General features: G+C 73.6%; 30 protein-coding genes. 12 read left to right on the top strand and 18 right to left on the bottom strand.

All coding sequences use genetic code 11. The annotated features are described in order from the left end of the window. From ACFOY6_RS20120 to ACFOY6_RS20105, 4 genes are all read left to right on the top strand, one after another. Positions 1-267, top strand: a 267-nt coding sequence (locus ACFOY6_RS20120) for a hypothetical protein (RefSeq protein WP_456316950.1), incomplete at its 5' end; no start/stop codon positions are given. Position 268: 1 nt separating this feature from the next. After that, on the top strand, positions 269-598 hold the full coding sequence (locus ACFOY6_RS20115) for an RNA-binding S4 domain-containing protein (RefSeq protein ID WP_109516218.1): 330 nt from the start codon (positions 269-271) through the stop codon (positions 596-598). Positions 599-738: 140 nt separating this feature from the next. After that, positions 739-1,071 (top strand): ferredoxin FdxA, encoded by a 333-nt coding sequence (gene fdxA, locus ACFOY6_RS20110; RefSeq protein ID WP_109516219.1) that lies wholly within the window; start codon positions 739-741, stop codon positions 1,069-1,071. Positions 1,072-1,333: 262 nt separating this feature from the next. Beyond that, positions 1,334-1,903, top strand: coding sequence for a CarD family transcriptional regulator (locus ACFOY6_RS20105; RefSeq protein ID WP_245906188.1), 570 nt, complete (start codon positions 1,334-1,336; stop codon positions 1,901-1,903). 83 nt (positions 1,904-1,986) lie between these two features. On the opposite strand, the gene ACFOY6_RS20100 is transcribed toward ACFOY6_RS20105, so the two are convergent. Together ACFOY6_RS20100 and ACFOY6_RS20095 are read right to left on the bottom strand one after the other, a co-directional pair. Further along, positions 1,987-3,057, bottom strand: coding sequence for an Ldh family oxidoreductase (locus ACFOY6_RS20100; protein WP_379652054.1), 1,071 nt, complete (start codon positions 3,055-3,057; stop codon positions 1,987-1,989). Positions 3,058-3,070: 13 nt separating this feature from the next. Next, the gene (locus ACFOY6_RS20095) at positions 3,071-4,051 is read right to left on the bottom strand and encodes a Bug family tripartite tricarboxylate transporter substrate binding protein (RefSeq protein WP_379652053.1); all 981 of its coding nucleotides are present in this window, start codon (positions 4,049-4,051) and stop codon (positions 3,071-3,073) included. Positions 4,052-4,171: 120 nt separating this feature from the next. Here ACFOY6_RS20095 and ACFOY6_RS20090 point away from each other — a divergent pair, with 120 nt between their 5' ends. Beyond that, positions 4,172-5,104, top strand: a complete 933-nt coding sequence (locus ACFOY6_RS20090; protein ID WP_379633216.1) for a LysR family transcriptional regulator — start codon at positions 4,172-4,174, stop codon at positions 5,102-5,104. Between the two features lie 69 nt (positions 5,105-5,173). Here ACFOY6_RS20090 and ACFOY6_RS20085 read toward each other — a convergent pair whose 3' ends face one another. From ACFOY6_RS20085 to ACFOY6_RS20075, 3 genes are all read right to left on the bottom strand, one after another. After that, positions 5,174-5,959 carry a Bax inhibitor-1/YccA family protein gene (locus tag ACFOY6_RS20085; protein WP_109516224.1) on the bottom strand — a complete coding sequence of 262 codons (786 nt, stop codon included), beginning with the start codon at positions 5,957-5,959 and terminating at the stop codon, positions 5,174-5,176. A 172-nt stretch (positions 5,960-6,131) separates the two neighbouring features. Then, entirely contained in the window at positions 6,132-8,651 is a 2,520-nt protein-coding gene (locus ACFOY6_RS20080) for an ABC transporter permease (protein WP_379652052.1), read from the bottom strand. Further along, complete coding sequence (locus ACFOY6_RS20075; protein WP_379652051.1) at positions 8,648-9,412, bottom strand: ABC transporter ATP-binding protein; 765 nt, start codon at positions 9,410-9,412, stop codon at positions 8,648-8,650. Before ACFOY6_RS20075 ends, ACFOY6_RS20080 begins: the two co-directional genes overlap by 4 nt. Before the next feature lie 94 nt (positions 9,413-9,506). Between ACFOY6_RS20075 and ACFOY6_RS20070 the strand changes: the two genes are divergently transcribed. The 6 genes from ACFOY6_RS20070 (at position 9,507) to ACFOY6_RS20045 (ending at position 13,031) form a co-directional block, all read left to right on the top strand. Next, positions 9,507-10,067, top strand: a complete 561-nt coding sequence (locus ACFOY6_RS20070; protein ID WP_456316670.1) for an arylesterase — start codon at positions 9,507-9,509, stop codon at positions 10,065-10,067. Between the two features lie 6 nt (positions 10,068-10,073). Beyond that, the gene (gene thpR / locus ACFOY6_RS20065) at positions 10,074-10,658 is read left to right on the top strand and encodes an RNA 2',3'-cyclic phosphodiesterase (protein ID WP_109516227.1); all 585 of its coding nucleotides are present in this window, start codon (positions 10,074-10,076) and stop codon (positions 10,656-10,658) included. A 12-nt stretch (positions 10,659-10,670) separates the two neighbouring features. Further along, complete coding sequence (locus ACFOY6_RS20060; RefSeq protein WP_379652050.1) at positions 10,671-11,078, top strand: DUF2946 family protein; 408 nt, start codon at positions 10,671-10,673, stop codon at positions 11,076-11,078. A gap of 64 nt (positions 11,079-11,142) precedes the next feature. Continuing rightward, positions 11,143-11,631, top strand: a complete 489-nt coding sequence (locus ACFOY6_RS20055; RefSeq protein ID WP_379633208.1) for a copper chaperone PCu(A)C — start codon at positions 11,143-11,145, stop codon at positions 11,629-11,631. 93 nt (positions 11,632-11,724) lie between these two features. After that, positions 11,725-12,447 carry an NAD-dependent deacylase gene (locus ACFOY6_RS20050; RefSeq protein WP_379652049.1) on the top strand — a complete coding sequence of 241 codons (723 nt, stop codon included), beginning with the start codon at positions 11,725-11,727 and terminating at the stop codon, positions 12,445-12,447. Between the two features lie 101 nt (positions 12,448-12,548). After that, positions 12,549-13,031 (top strand): uracil-DNA glycosylase family protein, encoded by a 483-nt coding sequence (locus tag ACFOY6_RS20045; RefSeq protein ID WP_379652048.1) that lies wholly within the window; start codon positions 12,549-12,551, stop codon positions 13,029-13,031. 19 nt (positions 13,032-13,050) lie between these two features. Here the strand turns inward: ACFOY6_RS20045 and ACFOY6_RS20040 are convergent, their stop codons facing one another. Next, a complete protein-coding gene (locus ACFOY6_RS20040; RefSeq protein ID WP_109516230.1) occupies positions 13,051-13,443 on the bottom strand; it encodes a metallopeptidase family protein in 393 nt (130 codons plus the stop codon). Between the two features lie 49 nt (positions 13,444-13,492). Further along, positions 13,493-13,996 (bottom strand): large conductance mechanosensitive channel protein MscL, encoded by a 504-nt coding sequence (gene mscL / locus ACFOY6_RS20035; RefSeq protein WP_109516231.1) that lies wholly within the window; start codon positions 13,994-13,996, stop codon positions 13,493-13,495. 26 nt (positions 13,997-14,022) lie between these two features. On the opposite strand from mscL, the gene ACFOY6_RS20030 reads away from it, so the two are divergent. Continuing rightward, positions 14,023-14,499, top strand: coding sequence for a VOC family protein (locus ACFOY6_RS20030; RefSeq protein ID WP_379633202.1), 477 nt, complete (start codon positions 14,023-14,025; stop codon positions 14,497-14,499). A 69-nt stretch (positions 14,500-14,568) separates the two neighbouring features. On the opposite strand, the gene ACFOY6_RS20025 is transcribed toward ACFOY6_RS20030, so the two are convergent. The 11 genes from ACFOY6_RS20025 to ACFOY6_RS19975 form a co-directional block, all read right to left on the bottom strand. Then, on the bottom strand, positions 14,569-15,180 hold the full coding sequence (locus ACFOY6_RS20025; RefSeq protein WP_379636257.1) for a hypothetical protein: 612 nt from the start codon (positions 15,178-15,180) through the stop codon (positions 14,569-14,571). A 98-nt stretch (positions 15,181-15,278) separates the two neighbouring features. Then, positions 15,279-16,610 carry a TRAP transporter large permease gene (locus ACFOY6_RS20020; protein WP_181378031.1) on the bottom strand — a complete coding sequence of 444 codons (1,332 nt, stop codon included), beginning with the start codon at positions 16,608-16,610 and terminating at the stop codon, positions 15,279-15,281. Further along, the gene (locus tag ACFOY6_RS20015; protein ID WP_379652047.1) at positions 16,610-17,149 is read right to left on the bottom strand and encodes a TRAP transporter small permease; all 540 of its coding nucleotides are present in this window, start codon (positions 17,147-17,149) and stop codon (positions 16,610-16,612) included. The genes ACFOY6_RS20020 and ACFOY6_RS20015 overlap by 1 nt, the downstream gene beginning before the upstream one ends. 103 nt (positions 17,150-17,252) lie before the next feature. Beyond that, positions 17,253-18,242: a TRAP transporter substrate-binding protein gene (locus ACFOY6_RS20010; RefSeq protein ID WP_379633194.1), complete on the bottom strand. Its 990-nt coding sequence runs from the start codon at positions 18,240-18,242 to the stop codon at positions 17,253-17,255. 190 nt (positions 18,243-18,432) lie between these two features. Then, positions 18,433-18,870 carry a CBS domain-containing protein gene (locus ACFOY6_RS20005; RefSeq protein ID WP_379652046.1) on the bottom strand — a complete coding sequence of 146 codons (438 nt, stop codon included), beginning with the start codon at positions 18,868-18,870 and terminating at the stop codon, positions 18,433-18,435. Positions 18,871-18,999: 129 nt separating this feature from the next. Then, positions 19,000-19,734, bottom strand: coding sequence for a S1 family peptidase (locus tag ACFOY6_RS20000; protein WP_379652045.1), 735 nt, complete (start codon positions 19,732-19,734; stop codon positions 19,000-19,002). A gap of 99 nt (positions 19,735-19,833) precedes the next feature. Next, a complete protein-coding gene (locus tag ACFOY6_RS19995; protein WP_379652044.1) occupies positions 19,834-20,031 on the bottom strand; it encodes a hypothetical protein in 198 nt (65 codons plus the stop codon). Next, positions 20,024-20,452: a protein-tyrosine phosphatase family protein gene (locus tag ACFOY6_RS19990; protein ID WP_379633188.1), complete on the bottom strand. Its 429-nt coding sequence runs from the start codon at positions 20,450-20,452 to the stop codon at positions 20,024-20,026. The genes ACFOY6_RS19995 and ACFOY6_RS19990 overlap by 8 nt, the downstream gene beginning before the upstream one ends. Beyond that, a complete protein-coding gene (locus tag ACFOY6_RS19985) occupies positions 20,449-21,357 on the bottom strand; it encodes a CDP-alcohol phosphatidyltransferase family protein (protein WP_109516238.1) in 909 nt (302 codons plus the stop codon). Before ACFOY6_RS19985 ends, ACFOY6_RS19990 begins: the two co-directional genes overlap by 4 nt. Then, on the bottom strand, positions 21,357-22,070 hold the full coding sequence (locus tag ACFOY6_RS19980) for a phosphatidylserine decarboxylase (RefSeq protein ID WP_109516239.1): 714 nt from the start codon (positions 22,068-22,070) through the stop codon (positions 21,357-21,359). The genes ACFOY6_RS19985 and ACFOY6_RS19980 overlap by 1 nt, the downstream gene beginning before the upstream one ends. Positions 22,071-22,148: 78 nt before the next feature. Further along, positions 22,149-22,657 (bottom strand): LysM peptidoglycan-binding domain-containing protein (locus tag ACFOY6_RS19975; RefSeq protein WP_379652043.1); only part of this gene is annotated, 509 nt, incomplete at its 5' end.

Genomic DNA, 22,657 nt, shown 5'->3' with positions numbered 1-22,657 from the left:
CGGGAGCCGCGCCGCGAGCGCGGCCCGCGCGACCAGGCCGGTGGCGGACCGCGCTTCCAGGGCAAGGGCGGCCCCCGCCCGCAGGGAGACCGCCACCAGGGCGACCGGCCGCCGCGCCCGCAGGGCGACCGCGGCGACCGCCGTGGCCCGCGCAACGACCGCGGGCAGGAGCCACGCTCCTTCTCCTTCTCGCCCGAGAAGGGCAAGGGGCCGGACCCGGACAGCCCCTTTGCGGTGCTGGCGCGGCTGAAGCTGGGCAAGGACTGACTTGGCGGCCGGCGGCGACGAGGACCGCGACTGGCAGCGGCTCGACAAGTGGCTGTGGTGCGCGCGGGTGGCCAAGACCCGCGCGGATTGCTCCCGCCTCGTGGCGCGCGGCGCCGTCCGCCTCAACCGCCAGCCGGTGGACAAGCCGCACGCGAAGCTCCGCCCCGGTGATGTGATGACCCTCGCCCTCGGCGGGCCGGAGCGTGGCAGCGTGCGGGTCTGGCGCATCCTGGCCCTGGCCGGCCGGCGCGGCCCCGCCCCCGAGGCGCGCGCCCTCTACGAGGACCTGACCGAGCCGCCGCCAGGCGCCCCGCCGCCCGCCGCGCCCTGACCTCCGCCATGCCCGGCGCGGGGCCGCGCCATCGCAGAAAGGCGGTTGCGCGGGCGGGCATTGCGGTCCATTTCTCCGCCGCGCGCCAGGGTGTCTGGCGCAGGAGCTGTCTGGAACGGACGGCAGAAGGATTGGGGCCCGTGACCTACGTCGTCACCGAGAACTGCATTCGCTGCAAGTACATGGACTGCGTGGAAGTCTGTCCGGTGGATTGCTTCTACGTGGGCGAGAACATGCTGGTCATCCACCCGGATGAATGCATCGACTGCGGCGTCTGCGAGCCCGAATGCCCCGCCGAGGCCATCTTCCCCGATAGCGACGACCGTGCCGCCGAATGGGCGGAGCTGAACCGCACCTATGCCCAGCAATGGCCGAACATCACCCGCAAGGGCGAGGCGCCGGCCGATGCCGAGGAATGGAACGGCAAGCCGGACAAGAAAGAGCTGTTCGACCCCAAGCCCGGCGCCGCGTGACGAATCACGCGTTTTTTGCTATCCTGCGATTTGGGCCTGGTTGTCCGCGCCCCGGCGCGGCCCCAGCTTTTCTGGGTGCGTGAGGCGATGAACGCGCGGCCGGCTCCCTCCGGTGGCGCCGCCCCTCCCCGCACTTGCGGTTCGCAGGAGTAGACAGCGGATGAAGCCACCCGCCGGCGCGAGATCCACCAGCACGCAACCCGAGCCGGCCCCGGCCGAATCCCGAACCTCCCCCCGCATCCTACCCGGACGTCGCCCAGGCATGTCGGAATCCCAGAGCCCCTCCCCCACCGAAGGCGGGTCCTCCCGCCCTGTTCCGCCGCCCAAGCCGCTCGGCAACCAGGGCAGCGAGTTCAAGGCCGGCGACCATGTGGTGTACCCGACCCACGGCGTGGGCCAAGTGCAGGGCATCGAGAGCATGGCGGTGGCCGGCACGGAGCTGAAGGTGATCATCGTCACCTTCGAGGAGAACCGCATGACGCTGCGGGTGCCGCTGAACAAGGCGGCCTCCTCCGGCCTGCGCAAGCTCGCCAACACCAACATGATGGGCGAGGCGCTGGAGACGCTGAAGGGCCGCGCCCGCATCAAGCGCACCATGTGGTCCCGCCGCGCCCAGGAATACGAGCAGAAGATCAACAGCGGCGACCCCGTGCAGATCGCCGAGGTGGTGCGCGACCTGCACCGCAATGCCGGCCAGCCGGACCAGTCCTTCTCCGAGCGGCAGATCTACGAGCTGGCCATGGACCGGCTGGCCGCCGAGGTCGCGGCGATCGACGGCACCGACAAGAACGCGGCGATGAACAAGCTGCTGGAGCACCTGAAGCAGGGCTGACGGCACCCGCCACGCCGGCCGGATACGCAAGAAGGCCCGGGAGCAGCCAGCTCCCGGGCCTTTTTCCTGCGCGGCGGCTGGCTTCAGCCGGGAAAGGCGACGCCCAGCCGCGCCGACCATTCGCGCAGCGCGGCCACGGTCCCGGCCGGCACCTCCAGCCCCTCCGCCTCGGCCCGCGCGATGCCGCGCGCCGCCTGCTCGCCCGGCAGGCGCACCGGGCGGGCGGGGTCGGCCGGCGCGTTGGCGCGGCAGGCCTCGGCCAGGAAGGACATCTGGTCCCCGAAGGCCTCCCGCCCGGCGAAGGCGCCGGGGTCCATCACCTGCAGGTAGACGCTGGCGCCCCAGCGGCCCGGCGCGTCCCGCCGGCCATGGCCGGCCAGGCCCTGGGTCAGCGCCTCCACCATCAGCGCCAGGCCGAAGCCCTTGTGCCCCGCCTCCGGCCCGCCCAGCAGCATCAGGCTGCCGCGCGACGCCTCGCGCTCCATCACGGCGGGGTCGCGGGTCGGGCGGCCCTCGGCGTCCAGCAGCCAGGGGTGCTCGAACATCTCGCCGGCGGCGGCCTTCTGCCGCGTCATCGAGACGGTGGTGATGGAGGCGGAGATGTCCACCAGCACCGGCGCGGCGCCGGCCGGGAAGCCGACCGCGAAGGGGTTGGGGCTGAACAGCGCCTCCCGCCCGCCGAAGGGCGCCACGATCCGGCTGTGCGGGCCGGAGGAGGCCAGCATGACGAAGCAGCCGGCATCGGTGGCGCGCCTGGCCAGGGCGGCGAGGCAGCCGATATGGTGGCTGCGCCGCATGGCGAGGGTGACGACGCCATGCCGCGGCAGCCGGGCGAGGGCCTGCTCCATGGCCTGCTCCACCAGCCAGAGGCCGGGGCGGTAGCCGCCATCCCAGACCAGGGTGGCGCCGGTGTCGCGCAGCACCTCCGGCTGGCCGGCGGTCTCCATCCGCCCCGCCGCGATCTCGGCCAGGTAGGCGCCGGCCTGGGCCAGGCCGTGGGTGCGGCGGCCCATCATGTCGGTCAGCACCAGCAGCCGGCCGACGCTCTCCGCCATGCCGCGCTCCAGCCCCGCCGCCGCGAACAGCGCCGTGGCGAAGGCCTCCAGCTCCCGGGGCGCGCGCCGCAGGGCGGCGGGGGCGGTGGACAGGCTCATGCGGCGGGCTTCCTCACTCGGGGCGGATGTTGTGGGTGCGGACGATGGCGCCGTAGCTCTCCGTCGCCTGGGCCAGCCAGCGGCGGAAGGCGTCCGGCCCCTCCACCCGCGGCTCGCCGCCCAACTCGGCGATGCGGCCGGCGATGGCCGGCTGCGCCATCACCGCGCGCAGCACCGTCTCCAGCTTCTCCACCAGCGGGCGCGGCGTGTTGCCCTGCACCATCACCCCCTGCCAGGTGCCGGCATCGGCCATCGGCCAGCCCAGCTCGGCGAAGGTCGGCACGTTCGGCAGCGCCGCCAGCCGGTGCGGGCCGGAGACGGCGATGCCGCGCATCTGCCCGTTCACCACGTAGGGCTGCGTCGCCGTGGCGCCGTTGATGATCATGTCCGCCTCGCCCGAGCTGATGGCGAGCAGCGCCGGCGCGCCGCCACGGTAGGGCACATGCGTCACCTCGCCGCCGAGCTTCGCGGCCACCTCCACGGCGGTGAGGTGCGTCAGGCTGCCGACGCCGGCATTGGCCAGGTTCAGCCCGCCCTTCCCCCTGGCATGGGCCGCGAGGCTGGCGGCGTCCGTCACCGCCAGGGTGTTGCGGGTGGCGGCGAGATAGGGGGCGTAGATCAGCATGGTGACGGGCGCGAGGTCGCGCTGCACGTCGAAGGAGATGCGCGGGAACAGTGCCGGGTTGATGGCGAGCGTCGAGACGTCCATCAGCAGCAGGGTGTGGCCATCCGGCGGGCTCTTGGCCACGGCGTCGGCGCCGATGTTGCCGGCGGCGCCGGCCCGGTTCTCCACCACCACCGACTGGCCGAGCGCCTTCGTCATCTCGGGCGCCAGCAGGCGGGCGATGATGTCGCTGGTGCCGCCCGGCGCGTTCGGCACGATGATGCGCAGCGTGTGGTCGAACCCCTGGGCGCGCAGGGCGGGTGCGGCCAGCGGCGAGAGGGCGGCGGCGCCGGCCAGGGGCGCGGCGCGCAGCAGGGTGCGGCGAAGCATCTTGGTTGTTCTCCCCGGAACTGGCCGCCTGTGGCGCGCGGCCTTGGCTTCCGCTCTAGGCCCGCGCGGCGATACCGGTCTAAACCTGATTCGGCATCGGCCGATGCCGGGGCGGTATCCATGTTCGAGTTCAACCAGCTGCGCTGCTTCGTCGCGGTGGCGGAGGAGCTGCATTTCCACCGGGCCGCGGCGCGGCTGAACATGACGCAGCCGCCGCTGAGCCGGCAGATCCAGGCGCTGGAGCACCGGCTCGGCGCCGTGCTGCTGTGGCGGGACAGCCGCGGCGTGCGCCTCACCCCGGCAGGCCAGGCCTTCCTGGAGGATGCCCGGCGGCTGCTGCGGCTGGCCGAGGGCGCCGCCCTCCAGGTCCGGCGCGTGGCGCGCGGGCAGAGCGGCGAGGTGCGGATCGGCTTCACCGCCGCCTCCAGCTATGGCGTGCTGCCGCGGCTGGTGGGCCTGCTGCGCACCCGCCTGCCGGAGATCACGCTGACGCTGCGCGAGGCGGTCTCGCAGGAGCAGGTGCAGGCCCTGCAGGCGGGGCGGCTCGATCTCGGCCTGCTGCGGCCGGTGGGGCGCCCGGCCGGGCTGCTCAGCACCCGGGTGCAGCGGGAGGCGCTGCTGGTGGCGCTGCCGCGGGCGCATCCGCTGGCGTCGCGCCCCGCCATCGCCCTGTCGGCGCTGGAGGACGAGCCGCTTATCACCTACCCGCCGGTGGAGGGGCGATACCTGCACGACCTCGTCACCGGCCTGTTCCGCCTTTCGGGCATCGTGCCGGAGCGGGTGCAGCACATCAGCCAGACGCATTCCATCCTGGCGCTGGTGGGGGCGGGGCTCGGGGTGGCGCTGGTGCCGCGCGCGGCCGAGCGGCTGCAGCCGGCCGAGGTGGCGCTGCGGCCGCTGGACATGCCGGCACCGCCCGCCGCCGAGCTGGTGCTGGCCTGGCGGTCGGAGATGGAGAACCCGGCCTGCGCCACCGTGCTGGCCATGCTGCGCGCGGAGTGGGCGTCGCTCGGCACGGGGCTGGAAGGGCTCGGCCCGCCGCCCCAGGGCTGAGCGGCGCAAAGAAAAAGCCCCGGAGGTTTCCCTCCGGGGCCATCCACCCTTACCGGGGCGCCGGCAGGATCAGTCCTGCTGGCGCACGCCCATGAACTGCAGCAGCAGCTGGAACAGGTTGATGAAGTTCAGGTACAGGCCCAGCGCGTCGAACACGCTGCGCTTGGCGGCGATGTCCGTGCCCTCGGCATAGGCGTACTCGACGTAGTCGGACTTGATCCGCTGCGTGTCGTAGGCGGTGAGGCCCACAAACACCACCACGCCGATGACGCTGATGGCGAACTGCAGGGCCGAGGAGCCCACGAACATGTTCACCACGCCGGCGATGATGATGCCGATCAGGCCCATCATCATGAAGGTGCCGAGCTTCGTCAGGTCCGCCTTCGTCGTGTAGCCGTAGAGGCTGACGGCGGCGAACATGCCGGCGGTGATGAAGAAGGTGCTGGCGATCGAGGCGCCCACATACACGGCGAAGATGTTCGCCATGCTGGCGCCCATGGCCGCGCAGAACACCCAGAACAGCGCCTGCACCGTGCCCTTGCTCATCCGGTTGATGCCGAAGGACAGCACCAGCACGAAGGCGAGCGGGGCGAGCATGGCCGCGAAGCCCAGGATGGTCGGCTGCGTGGCCAGGCCGCGCGGCGTGCGGACAACCGTGTAGAACAGGTCGGCCGCGCCGGTGTTGGCGATCAGGTAGGCAACGATCGCCGTCAGCAGCAGGCCGGACGCCATCCAGTTGTAGACGCGCAGCATGTAGGACCGCAGCCCGGCATCGACGGCGGCCGCGTCGGCAGTCGCGGTGCGACCCCAGCCAGGCGCACCCGTCGTGTATCGATAGTCGGGACCAGTGGCCATAGGTGTCTCAACTCCTCCCAGCGCGGAGAATCCGCGGGTCATGAGTAATATGGACTAACGGTAATCTGGTTCAACGGGAATCGCGGGCGTGGCGGGCGGGGCCGCGCAGAATTCATCGGCCCGCCCCACCCGCGGCAGGGTTCCCTTAGCGGAAAGGTCCCGGGGCGGGAAATCACTCATTGCGCAACAATGGCGCGGCCCGCGCGCGCAGGGCCAGCGCCGTGCCGGCATAGCCCAGCAGCAGCGTCAGCAGGGTGCAGCCCAGGATGGTGGCGGCCAGCGTGCCGGGCAGGAAGGCCCAGTCCGTCCGCATCACGTAGCGCGCCACGGCCCAGCTCGCCGCCGTGCCGCAGAGCGCCGCGATGACGCCCGCCGTGGCGCCGAGCAGGCCGAACTCCACCATCCACGCGCGGCGCACCTGGGCGCGGGTGGCGCCCACCACCTTCAGCACCACGGCGTCCCGCACGCGGCGGCGCTGGCCGGCGGCCATGGCGCCGGCCAGCACCAGCCCGCCCGCCAGCAGCGTGACCCCCGCCACCGCCGAGACGGCGGTGCCGAGCCGCTCCAGCAGGCCGGAGACCGCCTCCAGCGCGTCCCGCACGCGGATGCCGGAGACGTTGGGGAAGGCGTCGGTGATGGCGCGCAGCACGGCGGCATCGCGCGCCGGGTCGCCGCGCAGGGTGGCGATGTGCGTGTGCGGCGCCGCCTCCAGCAGCCCGGGCGAGGCGATCAGCACGAAGTTCAGCCCCAGCCCCTGCCACTCGATCTGCCGCAGGCTCGCCACCTTCAGCGCGATGTCGCGGCCGAGGATGTCGAGCGTTACCGTGTCGCCGACCGTGACGCCCCAGCCCTCGGCCAGCCGGGCGTCGAGCGAGAGCAGCGGCGGGCCGCTGTAGTCGGCCGCCCACCACCGGCCGGCCACCAGGCGGGTGCCCTCGGGCGGGGTCGCGGCATAGGTCAGGCCACGGTCGCCGCGCAGCGCCCAGCGCGTGTCCTCGGTGGCCTGCACCTGGTCCACCGGCACGCCCTTGATGGCGGTGATGCGCGCCCGCAGCGAGGGCACGCGGCGGATCTCCGCCACGCCGGGCTGCGCCAGGGCAAGCTCGTCGAAGCGCCGCGCCTGGTCGGACTGGATGTCGATGAAGTAGAAGTTGGGCGCCGCCTCGGGGAGCTGGTCCTGGATCTGGCGGCGGAGGTTGCCCTCGATCATCGCCACCGCCGAGAGGGTGGTCAGGCCGATGCCCAGCGCCACCAGCAGCAGCGCGGTGGGTGCGCCGGGGCGGTGCAGGTTGGCCAGCCCCAGGCGCAGCGCCGGGCGCCGCTGGTGCCGCCAGCGCCGCGCCAGTGCCATCAGCGCCGCGGCGCCGAGGCGGAACAGCAGCAGCGTGCCGCCGGCGGCGGCGCAGAAGCCGAGCGCGAAGCCCGGCTGCTCGGCGCTGCCCACCACCAGCGCCACCAGCGCCAGGGCGGCGGCGGCGTTCACCGCCAGCAGCGACCAACGCGGCCGCCCGCCCCCGCCCTGCACCACGTCGCGGAACAGCGCGGCGCCGGGGATCTCCCGCGCCCGGCCGAGCGGCCAGAGGGCGAAGGTGAGCGCCGTCAGCACGCCGTAGAGCGCCGCCTGGGCCAGCGGCAGCGGGTAGAAGCCGAGGCGCGGCGGCACCGGCAGGGCGCCCTCCAGCGCCCGCGCCGCCAGCACCGAGAGCCCCTGCCCCAGCAGCAGCCCGAGCAGGATGCCGAGCGCCGAGAGCACCAGCACCTGGAGCAGGTAGGTGGTGAAGATCACCCGCGCCGGGGCGCCCAGGCAGCGCAGCGTGGCGATGGTGCGCGCCCGCTGGTCCAGCCAGGCGCGCACGCCGGTGGCCACGCCGATGCCGCCCACCAGCAGCGCCGTCAGCCCGGCGAGCGTCAGGAAGGAGGCGGCACGGTCGAGGAAGCGGTTGACGCCGGGCGAGGCCTCGGCGGCGCCGCGGATGCGCCAGCCGCCATCGTCATGCGCCATGCGCAGCGCCTCGGCGAAGGGGCCGGGCGCCAGGCCGGGCGGCAGGGCGATGCGGTACTCGTACTGCACCAGGCTGCCGGGCTGGATCAGCGCCGTGGCCGGCAGGCTCTCCATCGCGATCATGGCGCGCGGGCCGAGGATGGCGGGGCTCGCCACCTTGTCCGGCTCCGAGCGGATGGTGCCGGCATGGCGCAGCCGCGCCTCGCCCAGCCGGATCTCGTCGCCGGGGGCGACACCGAGGCGCTCGGCCACCAGCGGGTCCAGCGCCACCTCGCCGGGGGCGAGGCGCCCGCCGCGCTCCGGCGGCAGCGCCGGCTCCAGCGCCAGCGCGCCGTAGAGCGGGTAGGCCCCGTCCACCGCCTTCAGCTCCACCAGGGAGCGCTCGCCCGAGGGGGCGATGGCCATGGCGCGCATCTCCACCACCTCGGAGAGGCGGGCGCCCTGGCCGGTGATCCAGTCCCGCGCCGCTTGCGGCATGGGGCGGTAGGAGACGCGCACCGAGAGGTCGCCGCCCAGGATGCGGGCGCCGTCGGCGGAGAGCCCCGCCTGGATGCCGGCGCGCAGCGTGCCGACGGCGGCGATGGCCCCCACCCCCAGCGCCAGGCAGGCCAGCACGATGCGCAGCCCCCGCAAGCCCCCGCGCAGCTCCCGCCGCGCGAAGCGCAAGCTCAGCCCGAAGGTGCCGCTCACGAGGAAGCAGCCGGGGGGGGCGTGGCGCTGTCTTCCACCAGCAGGCCATCGGCCATGCGCAGGCGGCGGCCGCAGCGGGCGGCCAGCGCCGGGTCGTGGGTGATCAGCAGCAGGGTGGTGCCGAGCTGCTCCCGCAGGCCGAACAGCAGGTCCATCACCGCCTGGCCGGTGGCGCCGTCGAGGTTGCCGGTGGGCTCGTCGGCCAGCAGCAGGCTGGGCTCGCCCACCACGGCGCGGGCCAGCGCCACGCGCTGCTGCTCGCCGCCCGAGAGCTGCCCGGGGTAATGCTCCAGCCGGTGGCCGAGCCCGACCCGCCCCAGCGCCACGCGGGCGCGCTCGAAGGCATCGGCCCGCCCGGCGAATTCCAGCGGCACGGCGACGTTCTCCAGCGCCGTCATGGTCGGGATGAGGTGGAAGGCCTGGAAGACGATGCCGAGATGGTCGCGCCGGAAGCGCGCGAGGCCATCCTCATCCAGCCGGCCGAGATCGGTGCCGGCGACCCGCAGGCCGCCGCCAGTGGCGCGCTCCAGCCCGGCCAGCAGCATCAGCAGCGAGGTCTTGCCCGAGCCCGAGGGGCCGACCAGCCCCACCGCCTCACCTTGTTTCACGTCCAGATCAAGGCCGCGGAGGATGTTGACCTCACCCCCCGGCCCCGCCACCTTGAAGGCGAGCCCGCGGGCCTCGATGAGGTTTGCGTCGCGTCCGGCCCCCGCGGGGGGCCTCGCAGCGGGGGAACGGATGGCGTTCGGTGCGTCCAGCATGTTCCGCAGATATGGCCGGCGTGCCGCACTGCGAAGGGCAGCTCTCGGTATCGGAATATTTCTTTCGGTGTGGCCAGCCCGGGCGCAGGAGCCGGTGCGGCTGCTGATCCTGGGCGATTCCATCACCGCCGGCTATGGGCTGGCGCCGGAGGAGGCCTTCCCCGCCCAGCTGCAGAAGGCGCTGCGGGAGGCGGGGGAGGCGGTACGCGTCATCCCCGCCGGGGTCTCGGGCGACACCACGGCGGGCGGCAAGGCGCGGCTCGACTGGGCGCTGGCCGACCGGCCGCAGGCGGTGATCGTGGCGCTCGGCGGCAATGACGGGCTGCGCGGCCTGCCGCCGGCCGACAGCCACGCCAACCTCGACGACATCCTGAACCGCCTCGCGGCGCGCGGCCTGCCCACCCTGCTGGCCGGGATGCTGGCGCCGCCCAATCTCGGCGCCGAATACGGCCGGGATTTCGCCGCCACCTTCACCCGGCTGGCCGAGGCGTATCCCCAGGTCGTCTTCTACCCCTTCCTGCTGGAGGGCGTGGCGGGCGAGCCGGCGCTGAACCAGCCGGACCGGATCCATCCCAACGCGCAGGGCGCGGCGGAGATGGCGCGGCGCATGCTCCCCGCCGTGCGGGAGCTTCTGTCCAAGGTGCAGGGAGGTTGAGCCGCCATGCCACGCCTGTTCGTTGCCCTGCCCCTGCCGGAGGCGCTGCGGGAGCAGCTCTCCGACCTTGCCGGCGGACTTCCCGGCGCGCGCTGGGTGCCGCCCGAGAACTACCACCTGACGCTGCGCTTCATCGGCGAGGTCGAGGGCTGGCGCGCGGATGAGCTGGACGAGGCGCTGGCCGGCATCCGCGCCAGGCCCTTCGACCTCCAGCTGGCGGGGCTCGACATCTTCGAGAAGGCCGGGCGCATCCACTCGCTGCATGTGAAGGCCGAGCGCGGCGAGCGGCTGGCGCATCTCCAGTCCAAGGTGGAGACGGCGCTGCAGCGTGCCGGCCTGCCGCCCGAGCGCCGCCGCTTCGCGCCGCACGTGACGCTGGCGCGCACCGACAAGGTGGCGCCCGACAAGCTGATCGGCTTCGTCCAGGCGCACAACCTGTTCCGCCCGCCGCCGGTGGCGGTGGAGCGCTTCTCCCTGTTCTCCTCCCGCCTCGGCAAGGAGCAGGCGCATTACGAGGCGGAGGTGGATTATCCGCTCGAAGGCGACGATGCCGGCCGTTCCGGGCTTGCCGGGCGCGAGGCGGAGTTCTAGGCAGCCGCCGGGATGACCCGGCTGCGCCCCTTCCTGCTGAGCCTGTTCACGCTGCTCCTGGTCGGCCAGGGGCTGGTGGCGGCGACGCACTGCCTGCGCATGGCGCAGCCGCGCGCGGACGGCCTGCTGCTGCACCTCTGCACGCCGGACGGGCTGAAGCTGGTGCAGCTCCCCCCCGATCCGGCGGACGGTCCCGGGCAAGGCGGGGAGGAGGACGGCCCCGCCGGCAGCCCCGACCTCAGCGGCTGGTGCCTGGCCTGCCACGCCACGCCGCAGCTGGCCCTGCCCGCGCCGCCCCTGCTGCCGGCGCCGCACTGGCGCCTAGCCGATGCCGGGCTGCCGCTGCCGGAGGCCAGGGCGCCCCGCCCGCCGGCCCGCGCGCCGCCCGCCCTGCCCCGCGCGCCACCCGCCGCCGCCTGAACACGCGCCGCCGACCTTTCCCAACTCCCCGGGCCGCCCTGGCCCGAAACCGGATTTCTCCCGCATGTTCACGCGTCGCCTGATGCTGGCCGCCCTGCCGGGCCTGAGCCTCTGCACCCTTGCCCGCCCCGCCGCCGCCCACAGCTACACGCTCGGGGATATCGAGATCGGCCATCCCTGGAGCCGCGCCGCGCCGGCCAACATCACCGGCGCCGGCTTCATGACCCTGCGCAACACCGGCACCACGCCCGACCGGCTGGTGGGCGGCAGTGCCGACATCGCCCGCGCGGTGGAGATCCACACCCACATCCATGAAGGCGGGGTGATGCGCATGCGCCCCGTCGAGGGCATCGAGATCGCGCCCGGTGCCGAGGTGCAGCTTGCCCCCGGCGGCTATCACCTGATGCTGATCGGGCTGAAGCAGGCGCTGCGGAAGGATGACCGCGTGCCCGTCACCCTCGTCTTCGAGCGGGCCGGCCGCATCACCGTCGAGCTGGCGGTGGCGGCGGCGGGCGCCAGCCCGGGGCGGAGCGGCGGCGGCCACCAGCATTGAGGGCGGCGCGGGCCAGGGCGGTGGTGGCGGCGGCGGCGGCGGCGCGCGAAGCCGGCGCTTGACCGCGGCCCCGCGCCGCGGGAAGCCTCGCCCATGTCCGCACCGCCCCTCATCATCCTGACCGGCGCCGGCATCTCCGCCGAATCCGGCCTCGCCACCTTCCGCGATCCGGACGGGCTCTGGGCCCGCCACCGCATCGAGGATGTCGCCACGCCGGAGGCCTTCGCGCGCGACCCGGCGCGGGTGCATGCCTTCTACAACATGCGCCGCGCCCAGCTGCGCGACCCCGCCATCCGGCCCAATGCCGCGCATGACGCGCTGGCCTGGCTGGCCGCGCGCTGGCCGGCGCCCTTCCTGCTCGTCACCCAGAACGTGGACGACCTGCATGACCGCGCCATGGGAGAGGACGCCCCCTCCCTGCTGCACATGCATGGCCGGCTGGGCCATGCCCGCTGCCTGCGCTGCGGCGCCACCCGGCCCTGGGCCGGCGATCTGTCCACGGAAACCCCCTGCCCCGGCTGCGGCGAGACCGGCGGGATGCGGCCGGATGTGGTGTGGTTCGGCGAGGTGCCGCTCGGCATGGAGCGGATCGAGGCGGCGATGGTGGGGTGCCGGCTGTTCGTCTCCATCGGCACCTCCGGGCAGGTCTATCCGGCGGCGGGGTTCGTGGCGGCGCTGCGCGGCCGGGCGCGCACGGTGGAGCTGAACCTCGAGCCCAGCGCCGGCAGCCGCCTCTTCGACGAGGCGCGGCACGGGCCAGCCACGGAGCTGGTGCCCGCCTTCGTGGCGGCGCTGCTGGCGGAGCACGCGCCCTGACCCTGGAGGAAGCCGCCGCCGCCGCGCGCGCCTGCACCCTCTGCGCCGCCGCCCTGCCACTGGGGCCGCGCCCTGTCTTCCGGGTGGGCGAGACGGCGCGGGTGCTGATCATCAGCCAGGCGCCGAGCAGCCGGGTGCACGTCACCGGCCTGCCCTGGAACGACGCCTCGGGCGAGCGGCTGCGCGGCTGGATGGGCATCGACCGCCCCACCTTCGACGATGGCGCGCGGGTGGCGATCGTGCCGATGGGGCTGTGCTACCCCGGCCGCCTGCCCCGGGGCGGCGACGCGCCGCCGCGCCCGGAATGCGCGCCGCTCTGGCACCCCCGCCTGATTCCGCCGATGCGCCAGGTCCGGCTCACCCTGCTGGTGGGGGCGCATGCGGTGCGGGCGGTGCTGGGCCGGGCCGCGGCCTCGCGCTTCGGCGAGACGGTGCGGGACCAGGCGGCGCTGCGGCCCCGCGGGCTGGCCGTGCTGCCCCACCCCTCCTGGCGGACCAAGGTCTGGGCCGATGCCAGGCCCTGGTTCGAGCAGGCCGTGCTGCCGGGGCTGCGCGAAGCGGTGGCCCGGGCTCTGGCGGGCTGAAGGCGGGCGGGCTGAAGCCTCAGCCCTCGCCTTCCAGCCGGGCGATCTCCTCGTCGGAGAAGCCGAAATGGTGGCCGATCTCGTGGATCAGCACGTTGCGCACCAGCCGGAACAGATCCTCCCCGGTCTCGATCCATTCCACCAGGATGGGCTCGCGGTAGAGGAGGATCATGTCCGGCTCGGCGGCCACGCCGAGGCTGGTCTTCTCGGTCAGCGGCGTGCCGCGGTAGAGGCCGGTCAGCTCCCAGGGGTGCTGGAGGTCCATCGCCTCCAGCGTCTCCTCGTCGGGCACGTCCTCGACCAGGATGGCGACGCCCCGCACCGCCTCGCGCAGCGCCTGCGGGATGGCGGCGAAGGCGGTCTCCGCCATGTCCTGGAGGTCCTCGAGGGAGGGGGGATGGTTGAAGCGCATGTCCGTCATCCTAGCATCCCTCACCGCCCTGGGCGACCACGCCGCGGCCTCAGGAAGGGCGCGGTGCAGGGCCGGCCGGGGGCGGCGCGGCCTGGGTGGCCCCGCGCTCCGATACCAGCGCGTCGCGGATTTCCATCAGCAGCTTCTCCTGCGTGGTGGGCGCGGGCGGCGCGCTCTGCTCCTCCCTGTGCCGCACGCGCAGCCGGGTGAGCATGCGCAGCAGCCAGAAGATCGCCATCGCCACGATGAGGAAGCGGATGATGGCGTTGATGAACAGGCCGATGGCCAGGACCGCCGCGCCGCTCTGCCGCGTCGCCTCCAGCGAGGGGCCGCGCTCGCCGCTCAGCACGACGAAGACGTTGGAGAAGTCGACGCCGCCGATCATCAGGCCGATCAGCGGATTGATCAGGTCCTGCACCAGGGAGTTGACGATGCCGGTGAAGGCCGCGCCGATGACGATGCCGACCGCGAGGTCGACAACGTTGCCGCGCATGATGAAGGCCTTGAACTCCTTCACCCAGAGCGGCTCGTGGACGGGGATGGGCGGCTTCATGGTGCCTCCTGCTGCGGAAGGAGGACGTGCCTCCCATTGTCGGGCTGGCCGTGGCGGGGCAGGATCGTGCCATGCGCACCGCCCTGCCCGGCCTCGGCCAACAGATCACCTTCGTCTATGCCGAGCAGCCCGAGGCCAGCTGGCATTTCTACGAGACTGTCCTGCAACTGCCGCTGGTGCAGGACCAGGGGCGCTGCCGCATCTACGCGGTGGCGGGCGGCGCCGACGCGCCGCGGGCCTTCCTGGGAGTCTGCCGCGCCCGTGCCCCCCGGGCCGGGGACGAACCGCGGGCGGAGGGCGGCGTGGTGATCACCTTCGTCACCCCGCAGGTCGCGGAATGCCACGCCCTGCTGAAGGCGCGGGGTGTGGAGGTGGGCGAAGCGCCCGCCTGGTCGGAAGCCTATGGCGTGGAGCACTTCTTCTTCCGCGATCCGGCGGGCTACCTGCTGGAGGTGCAGCGCTTCGGCCGTGGCGGCTGGCCGGAGCCTGCGGATCAGGCATGAGCCCGGCCCGGCCGGGCCGGGCACCCTGGCCGGAGGCTGCCTCGGAAAGGCTGCCTCCGGCCGTTTCCCTCAGGGCGAGGTGCGCGGCGCCGGGCTGACCGGCGTCGGGCTGGACATGGCGCCGCCGCTGGTGGTGCCGCCGCCCGTCGTGGTGGTCGCGGCGCCGCCGGAGCCGCCCATGCCCGTGCTGCCCGTGCCCGAGCCGCTCATGCCGCTGCCGGTGCTGCTGGTGCCCGTGCCGCTCATGCCCGAGCCGCTCATGCCCGAGCCGCCCATGCCGCTGCCGGTGTTGCCCGTGCTGCTGGCGGGACGCGGGTTGGCGGGGGTGCCACCCGGCTCCACCACCATGCCACCGCCCATATAGGCGCCGTCGCTGTTGGCGCGGCTGCCACGGGAGGAGCTGCGGCTGCTGCCGCGGCGGTTGGTCTCGTCGAGCGGCGTGCGCACCTCCGGATCGCGCCACAGCGGGCGGCCGAGATTGACGTCGGAGGGAGAGGTGGTGGCGCCCGTCACGGCGCCGGCGCCACCGCCGACCACCGCACCCACCGCCGCGCCCACCGGGCCGCCCAGCGCGCCCACGCCGGCCCCGGTGGCGGCACCGGCGGCCGCGCCGCCCTGCACCCGCTCGCGCTCATCCGTGCCGCAGGCGGCCAGCGCCAGGGCCAGAGCGGCGGCACCCATCACATGTAATCTCATCGGAGTTCTCCCTGTCTGCGTTCGCAACAACGCGGGGCAGGGAGAAAGGTTGTGCCGCCACTCTGGCCCGGCCTCCGCCAGGATCAGCCGGAGAGCATGGTGCGCGGCAACCAGGTGACGATGCCGGGGAAGACGGTGACGATGGCGACCGCCACCACCATCAGCAGGAAGAAGGGCAGCGTCGCCCGCGCCACGGCGAAGATGCCCTGCCCCGTCAGCCCCTGGATGACGAAGAGGTTGAAGCCCACCGGCGGCGTGATCTGCGCCATCTCGACCACCAGCACGATGAAGATGCCGAACCACACCAGGTCGAACTGCGCCGCCGAGATCACTGGCAGCACCACCGAGGCGGTGAGCACGATCATGCTGATGCCGTCGATGAAGCAGCCGAGGATCAGGTAGATCACCGTCAGCACCAGGATGATCATGCCCGGGCTGAAGCCCTGCTCGCCCACCCAGGCGCCCATGGCGGCGGGAATGCCGGAATAGGCCATGGCCTGGGTCAGGAAGGCGGCGCCGGCCAGGATCAGGTTGATCATGCAGGCAAGGCGCGTGGCGCCCATCAGGCTGTCGCGCAGCGAGGCCCAGCTCAGCGTGCCGCCCCAGGCCGAGAGCGCCAGCGCGCCGACGACGCCGAACACCGCCGCCTCCGTCGCCGTGGCCCAGCCGAAATAGATGCTGCTCATGACAAAGCCGATGAGCAGCATCACCGGCACGAGCTGGGCGCTTTCCCGCAGCTTCTGGCGCAGCGGCATGGAGGGGTCGCGCGGTGGCGTCAGCTCCGGGTGCAGCAGCGACCAGACGGCGATGTAGCCGCTGAACAGCGCCACCAGCAGCAGCCCCGGCAGCACGCCGGCGATGAACAGCCGCACCACCGAGACCTCGGCCGCCACGCCATAGACGATCATCACGATCGAGGGCGGGATCAGCAGGCCGAGCGTGCCGGCGCCGGCCAGGCTGCCCATGGCCATGGGCAGGTGGTAGCGCCGCTGCGTCAGCGCCGGCAGCGACATCTTGCCGATGGTCGCGGCGGTGGCGGCGGAGGAGCCGGAGACGGCGGCGAAGATGGCGCAGCCGATGACGTTCACATGCATCAGCCGCCCCGGCAGGCGCTGCACCCAGGGGGCGAGGCCGCGGAACATGTCCTCCGACAGCTTGGTGCGGAACAGGATCTCGCCCATCCAGATGAACAGCGGCAGGGCGGCCAGCGTCCAGGAGGCCATGGCCTGCCAGATGGCGGTGCCCATCACCTTCTCCACCGGCATGGCCGGCATGGCGGGGATCAGCCAGGGCAGCACGACGACGCCGCAGAAGCCCACCAGCATCAGCGCCAGGCCGATCCAGACGCCGAGGCCGAGGAACAGGAACAGCAGGGCCAGCAGCAGCAGCCCCGCCTCGGTTTGCGCGAGATCCATCAGAGTTCCTCCGCCGCGCGGTCCAGCGCCGAGCCCTCGCCGGCGCGGCGGTAGGAGGGCGTGCCGCCGGCCAGGTGCACCACCAGGTCGTCCAGCAGGGAGAGGGCGAACAGCACCACCCCCACCGCCGAGAGGGCCTGCGGAATCCACAGCTTCCAGGGCACGGTGCCCTGCGCCACGTCGTCGAACTCCAGCGAATCGGTGGCGAGGTCGGAGAGCGACCAGGCGAGCGCCAGCACCACGGCCAGCGCCAGCAGCAGCGCCACCGCCTCCAGCAGGAATTGCGCCCGGCCCCGCAGCCGGCCGATGATCAGGTCCACGCGGATATGCGCGCCATGGCGGAAGGCATAGGCCAGCGGCAGCAGCGCGGAGGCTGCCACGGCGAAGGAGGTGAGGTCGTCCGCCCCCGCCACCGTCAGGCCGAGGAAGCGCCCGCCCACCTGGGCGGCGATGACGAGGGCGATGGCGGTGAGCGCCAGCGCGCCCCCCACCCCGCCCAGCAGATACAGGAAGTCGAGCACGGATCGCAGGGCGCGCATGCGTGGCCTCTCGGGTTCGGCGATTGCGGCGGGGCAGGCCGCCGCCCGGGCGAAGGCCCCTGGCGGGGGCCTTCCGGGCGGCGGCGGCGCGGCGGGCGTGGCCTCAGGCCGCGCGGTAGGCGTCGATCAGCTTCTTGCCATCCTCGCCGGCCTTGGCGAGCCACTCCTGCACCATGGTCTCGGAGACCTTGGCCATGCCCTCGCGCAGCGCGGCGGAAGGCTGGTTCACCGTCATGCCGCGCTCGGCCAGGATCTTCTCGCGCGCCACCTGCTCGGCGGCCGACATCTCCCAGCCGCGCGTCTCGGCCGCCTTCGCGCCGTCCAGCACCGCCTTGCGTGCTGCCTCGGGCAGCGCCTCCAGCGCGCGGGTCTGCACCATCACCGCGTTCTTGGTCCAGGTGAAGCCGATCGGCGTGAAGAACTTGGCGAAGTCCCAGGCCTGCACGTCGACGCCGGTGGCGGCGGAGGTGACCATGCTGTTGACCACGCCGGTAGCGAAGGCCTGCGGCACCTCGGCCGCCTGCACCAGGGTCGGCGTGGCGCCGACCAGCGTGGCGAATCGGTTGGTAGCGGCGCTGAAGGTGCGCATCTTGTTGCCGCGCAGCGCCTCGATCGAATCCACCGGGAAGTTGGTGTAGAAGCCCGAGGGCGGCCACGGCACCATGTAGAGCAGCGTGATGCCGGTGCGCTTCAGCCGCGCCTCGATATAGGGGCGGGAGAGGTCGGCCAGCTTGCGCGCCTGCTCATAGGAGGTGACGAGCTGCGGGATGCCGTCCACCTCGAAGAACGGGTCCTCGTTGCCATAGGCCGAGATCAGGATCTCGCCCATCTGCACCTGGCCGGTCTGAATGCCGCGGCGGATCTCCGGCATCTTCAGCAGCGCGGCGTTGGTGTGCATCTGGATCTGCAGCGCGCCGCCCGAGGCCTGCTGCGCCGCCTCGACGAACTGCCGCAGGTTGCGGGTGTGGAAGTTGCCGTCCGGATAGGGCGTGGCCAGCTGCCAGCGCGCCTGCGCCAGGGCCTCCCGCCCGGCGAGCGGCAGCAGCGCGCCGGCGGCGCCGGCCGCGAGAAGGGAACGCCGGTGGATGTTCATGAACCCAGACCCCTGCCTGTTTTGCTTGGCGGGCATCATCGTCGCGCCCGCGAAAGCCTTGCAAGGGTGTTTCGGACATCCGCCGTCGCGCAGGCGCGCGCCGGAGGGCGGCTTCCGCGCAGTTCCTGGGCGGTTCCTGACCGCCTTCTGTGCAGCGCGGCGCCGCCCCGCCGCTCAGCCGCCCCGCCGCTCAGCCCCCGGAGGTGACGTAGTTGCGCAGGTCGCTCGCCTCCTGTTCCGCCTCGGCGATGCGCGCCTTCACCAGATCGCCGATCGAGACCATGCCGACCAGGCTGCCCGCCCCGTCCAGCACCGGCAGGTGGCGCACGCGCCGGTCGGTTACCATGGAAAGGGCGGCGGTGATCGGCGTCTCGGGCGAGACGGTGTGCAGCACGCGGGTCATGAGCTGGTCGGCCTGCAACCGGCCGATTCCCTCCGGCTGGCCGGCCAGGGCACGGACGATGTCACGCTCGCTGAGGATGCCGAGCACGCCGCCCTGCGCGTCCCGCACCAGCACGGCGCCGATGCGGTGCTGCGCCAGGGTGCGCGCGACGGCCGCGGCATCGTCCTGCGGCCCGACGGAGACCACCTGTGAGCCCTTGCCGCGCAGGATGTTCGCAATCGTCATGGCGGGGTTCCCTTGGCATGCGGGCTGGCGCCGCCAGGGGAAGACGGCACGGCCCGCCTTGGTTGTTACGGCAACGATGCTGCGCGCGGGGTGGCCAAGTCCAGGGGAATCGGCGGCGGTGGATGCCGCTCAAGCGGCCGTGCGGCCGAGCAGGCGCAGCGCCTCCGCCTCCGCCCGGCGGATGCCGAGCACGAAGACCTGCCGGTCGCGCCGCGCCAGCCCGTCCAGGTCCGCGCCGGTCAGCAGGGCCAGGGCGCCGGCCGCCCCGGGGTTGGGCAGGGCGGCGGTGAGGCCCATGAGCCGCCCCGAGGCATCCACCACCGGGCCGCCCGAATAGCCCAGCAGGGCCGGCATGCGGGCGGTGAAGCCACGGCCGAAGCCCGGCATTTCGGCATCCGGCGCCTCGACATGCCCCTGCGCGATGGCGGAGCCGAAGCCCGGCGCGCCGGCGGCCCACACCGCCTCCCCCTCGCGCGGCAGCTCGGCGGCGCGCGGCGCGGCGGCCAGGAAGCCGGGCGGCACGCACAGCACGGCAAGGTCCATCCGCGCGCTGCGGCCGGCCAGCGCGGCCTCGGCCTCCGCGCCATCGGCGCGGCGGAGGCGCGCGCCCGTGGCCCCGGCCTCCAGCAGATGCGCGCAGGTCAGCACATGCCGGGTGCCGAAGCCCACCGCCGCGCCGCGCCCGCCCTGGCCGTTGTAGAGCACGGCCGATCCTCCGGTGGCGATGGCCTCGGCCGGGGTGCCCCGCGCCTGCTGCCCGAACGGGGCCGCGCAGCCTGCCAGCAGGCTCGCGCTGCTGCCCAGGGCAAGGCTCCCCAGGGCGGCGCGCAGCAGGGCACGACGAGGCGGCGAGGCAGCAAGCATTCGAAAATCTCCCGGCATCCATCAACCTATTGGTTAGGAGTGTTAGCCAAACCCTTCAAAACACACACCTCACGAGCGCGTGATCTCCGAAGTCTCAGCCTAGGAGCCGGAAGTGAAGAAAACCTTGATAAGGAACAGCACGGCCAGCAGCACCAGCAGCCAGGCCAGGAACCGCCACCGTCCGCCGCGGCCCGGAGGCCGCCGGTCATTGGCCGGTGCGGGCGGGGGGCGGTAGGGCGGCAGCACGCGCATCGCCCAGTCAGGCTTCGGCTGGGGGCCGGGGCGTGGTTCAGCCATCCAGCGAGGCCTCCCGCAGGAAGGCCTCCTGCGCCGCCGTCTCGATGGCGCCGGGGTGGTAGTGCCGGCGGATGAAGGCCACCGGTTCCTCCGTCACGCCGCTGCGGCGGGCGAGGCAGCCCAGCACCAGGCCGGTGCGCCCCAGCCCGGCGCGGCAGCCGACATAGGCCGCCTCACCCGCCCGCAGCGCCGCCAGGGTGGCGGCGAGCGCCGCGCGCAGCGCCGGCAGGTCGTCCGGCACGCCGAAATCGGGAATCGGGAGGAGGAGGGTGGCACGCCGGCGGTTGGCGGCCCCGCCATCGAGGCAGAGGGCGAAGCCCTCCGCGGGGCAGGCGGCGAAGGGGCCGCCGCGCAGCCGGGCGGTGCCGCCGCCCGGCAGGGGCAGAGCCAGGCCGCCGAGGCCTGCGCCCTGCCCGCTCATGGTGCGGGGGTGGAAGTCCCGCCCGAAGGGGGCGGCAGCGGCTGCATCAGCGCCTCCGTCTCCCGCTTCAGCCGCAGGTAGGAGCGGAAGGAGAAGGGCAGCATGCCGCAGTAGATCAGCCCGGCCGCCGCCAGCGCCGCCCAGGGCTCGCTGACCAGCAGCGCGGCATAGGCGCCGATGGAGAGCAGCAGCGGCAGCACGTATTCGCGCCGCACCTTGAAGTTCTTGAACGACCAGGTGGGCAGGGTGCTGACCAGCATCAGCGCCACCGCGATCAGCAGCAGCCCGACGAAGGCCGGGTGCCGCACCGCGCCGGCCAGCCCCGTCCAGCCCCAGCCCTCGAAGGCCAGCGCGGCGAAGATGGGGAACATGCCGAGCAGCGCGCCGGCCGGCGCCGGAACGCCGGTGAAGAAGCTCTGCGCGTAGGCGGGCTTGGGCGGGGGGCCCGGCAGCGGCATCGGCCCCGCGTCCAGCGCCGCGTTGAAGCGCGCCAGCCGCAGCGACATGCAGACGGCGAACATCACGCAGGGCACGAAGCCGAGGCCGCGATACTCGTGCATGGTCCAAAGGTAGAGCACCATGGCCGGCGCCACGCCGAAGGAGAGGAAATCGGCCAGGCTGTCGAACTCGGCGCCGAAGCGGCTGGTGGCCTTGAGCAGGCGGGCGAGCCGCCCGTCCAGGCCGTCGATCGCGCCGGCCAGGATGATGAGGCCCGCCGCGGGCTCCCACCGCGCCTCCAGCGCGAAGCGCATCGCCATCAGCCCGGCGCAGAGGCCGAGCAGGGTCAGGATGTTCGGGATCAGCCGGTTGAAGGACTGGCCCTGAAAACGCGGCCGCTGGCGCGCGGCGAAGCGGAAGCGCCGCGAGGAGGAGGACGGGGCGGGGTGCCGGGGGGCCTCGTCCATCAGAGGACCGTGCCCGGCGCCATGGCCGCCGCGGGGTTGGGGGCGGGCGCCAGCTCGGCGATCACCGTCTCGCCGCCGATCATCAGCTGGCCTTCGGTCACCACCGGCTTCACGCCTTCCGGCAGGTAGAGGTCGGTGCGGCTGCCGAAGCGGATGATGCCGAAGCGCTCGCCGGCGCGGAGCTGGTCGCCCTCGCGCACGTTGCAGAGGATGCGTCGGGCGATCAGCCCGGCGATCTGCACCACCGCGATCTCCTGCCCGCCCGGCAGGCGGATCGCCAGGGCGTTGCGCTCATTGTCGTCGCTGGCCTTGTCCAGGCTGGCGTTGAGGAACTTGCCGTGCCGGTAGGCGATGCGGGTGACGATGCCATCGACCGGGCTGCGGTTGACGTGCACGTCGAGCACCGAGAGGAAGATCGCCACGCGCCAGCGCGGCGTGGCGCCAAGGCCGAGCTCGGCCGGCGGTACGGCGGGCGCCACGCTCACCACCCGGCCATCGGCGGGGGCGACGAAGACCGGCCGGTCCGGCGTCACCCGTTCCGGGTCCCGGAAGAAGTAGAGGCAGAACAGGGTGAAGGCGACACCGAGCCAGAACAGCCAGGAGCCCAGCAACAGGCCCCCGACCACGGCAACGGCCGCGCCACCGATGATGAAGGGCCGGCCAGCCGGATGCGGCGGGGCCAGGACCAAGCGAAGGCTTTCAATAAGCGCCATGATGCCCCTGGTTATGGTCCGTCGGGGAAGCGCAAACAATCCCTGACCGCTGACGCCCCGTCCGCCCTGCCCTGCCGCTCACGAGGGCGGCAGGGTGAAGACCTGGCCGGGATAGATGCGCCCCGGGTCGCGGATCTGCTCCTGGTTCGCACGGTAGATGATGGTGTAGCGGGTGCCGCGGCCATAGGTTGCGCGGGCGATGCGCCAGAGGTTGTGGCCCGGCTGCACCACGATGCGGCCCTCCGCCGGCCCTGCCGCATCGCGCTGGAAGGGCAGCTCCAGCCGCGCCGCCACCTGCCCCTGCGGGCCGAGCTGGTCCAGCCGCAGCGTGTGCAGGCCGGGCGCGGCCTGGGTCGAGGGCCGCAGCGCCCAGCGGCCCTCGGTGTCGGCGCGCGTGTCGCCGGCATGGCCCTGGTCGATGTAGAGGCGGAGATGGCTGCCGGCCGGCGCGCTGCCGGCGAAGCGCAGCCCGCCATCATCGTCGTAATCCACCACATCCAGCGCCAGCGCGCGGCCCGCCGGGGGCGCCGCCGGCCGGGCGGCAGGCCCCGCCGCCTGCAGCAGCCGTGGCGCGGCTCCGCCGGCCG

The sequence above is a fragment of the Teichococcus aestuarii genome (genome assembly GCF_042651065.1).
In the GTDB taxonomy this organism is placed as follows: Bacteria; Pseudomonadota; Alphaproteobacteria; order Acetobacterales; family Acetobacteraceae; genus Pseudoroseomonas; species Pseudoroseomonas aestuarii.
The sequence above is the reverse complement of the archived record's forward strand: the minus strand, read 5'-3'. Positions and strand labels throughout refer to the sequence as shown.

What these genes read in the sequence shown, in the direction of transcription:
- ACFOY6_RS20085 (WP_109516224.1), bottom strand. Translation starts at nt 5,959, where the DNA reads ATGGCCACTGGTCCCGACTATCGATACACGACGGGTGCGCCTGGCTGG.
- ACFOY6_RS20000 (WP_379652045.1), bottom strand. Translation starts at nt 19,734, where the DNA reads ATGCTTGCTGCCTCGCCGCCTCGTCGTGCCCTGCTGCGCGCCGCCCTG.
- ACFOY6_RS20005 (WP_379652046.1), bottom strand. Translation starts at nt 18,870, where the DNA reads ATGACGATTGCGAACATCCTGCGCGGCAAGGGCTCACAGGTGGTCTCC.
- ACFOY6_RS20105 (WP_245906188.1), top strand. Translation starts at nt 1,334, where the DNA reads ATGTCGGAATCCCAGAGCCCCTCCCCCACCGAAGGCGGGTCCTCCCGC.
- ACFOY6_RS20020 (WP_181378031.1), bottom strand. Translation starts at nt 16,610, where the DNA reads ATGGATCTCGCGCAAACCGAGGCGGGGCTGCTGCTGCTGGCCCTGCTG.
- ACFOY6_RS20095 (WP_379652053.1), bottom strand. Translation starts at nt 4,051, where the DNA reads ATGCTTCGCCGCACCCTGCTGCGCGCCGCGCCCCTGGCCGGCGCCGCC.
- ACFOY6_RS19980 (WP_109516239.1), bottom strand. Translation starts at nt 22,070, where the DNA reads ATGGCGCTTATTGAAAGCCTTCGCTTGGTCCTGGCCCCGCCGCATCCG.
- ACFOY6_RS20050 (WP_379652049.1), top strand. Translation starts at nt 11,725, where the DNA reads ATGTCCGCACCGCCCCTCATCATCCTGACCGGCGCCGGCATCTCCGCC.
- ACFOY6_RS20090 (WP_379633216.1), top strand. Translation starts at nt 4,172, where the DNA reads ATGTTCGAGTTCAACCAGCTGCGCTGCTTCGTCGCGGTGGCGGAGGAG.
- thpR (WP_109516227.1), top strand. Translation starts at nt 10,074, where the DNA reads ATGCCACGCCTGTTCGTTGCCCTGCCCCTGCCGGAGGCGCTGCGGGAG.
- ACFOY6_RS20040 (WP_109516230.1), bottom strand. Translation starts at nt 13,443, where the DNA reads ATGCGCTTCAACCATCCCCCCTCCCTCGAGGACCTCCAGGACATGGCG.
- mscL (WP_109516231.1), bottom strand. Translation starts at nt 13,996, where the DNA reads ATGAAGCCGCCCATCCCCGTCCACGAGCCGCTCTGGGTGAAGGAGTTC.
- ACFOY6_RS19995 (WP_379652044.1), bottom strand. Translation starts at nt 20,031, where the DNA reads ATGGCTGAACCACGCCCCGGCCCCCAGCCGAAGCCTGACTGGGCGATG.
- ACFOY6_RS20060 (WP_379652050.1), top strand. Translation starts at nt 10,671, where the DNA reads ATGACCCGGCTGCGCCCCTTCCTGCTGAGCCTGTTCACGCTGCTCCTG.
- ACFOY6_RS20015 (WP_379652047.1), bottom strand. Translation starts at nt 17,149, where the DNA reads ATGCGCGCCCTGCGATCCGTGCTCGACTTCCTGTATCTGCTGGGCGGG.
- ACFOY6_RS20075 (WP_379652051.1), bottom strand. Translation starts at nt 9,412, where the DNA reads ATGCTGGACGCACCGAACGCCATCCGTTCCCCCGCTGCGAGGCCCCCC.
- ACFOY6_RS19990 (WP_379633188.1), bottom strand. Translation starts at nt 20,452, where the DNA reads ATGAGCGGGCAGGGCGCAGGCCTCGGCGGCCTGGCTCTGCCCCTGCCG.
- ACFOY6_RS20055 (WP_379633208.1), top strand. Translation starts at nt 11,143, where the DNA reads ATGTTCACGCGTCGCCTGATGCTGGCCGCCCTGCCGGGCCTGAGCCTC.
- ACFOY6_RS20100 (WP_379652054.1), bottom strand. Translation starts at nt 3,057, where the DNA reads ATGAGCCTGTCCACCGCCCCCGCCGCCCTGCGGCGCGCGCCCCGGGAG.
- ACFOY6_RS20010 (WP_379633194.1), bottom strand. Translation starts at nt 18,242, where the DNA reads ATGAACATCCACCGGCGTTCCCTTCTCGCGGCCGGCGCCGCCGGCGCG.
- ACFOY6_RS20025 (WP_379636257.1), bottom strand. Translation starts at nt 15,180, where the DNA reads ATGGGTGCCGCCGCTCTGGCCCTGGCGCTGGCCGCCTGCGGCACGGAT.
- ACFOY6_RS19985 (WP_109516238.1), bottom strand. Translation starts at nt 21,357, where the DNA reads ATGGACGAGGCCCCCCGGCACCCCGCCCCGTCCTCCTCCTCGCGGCGC.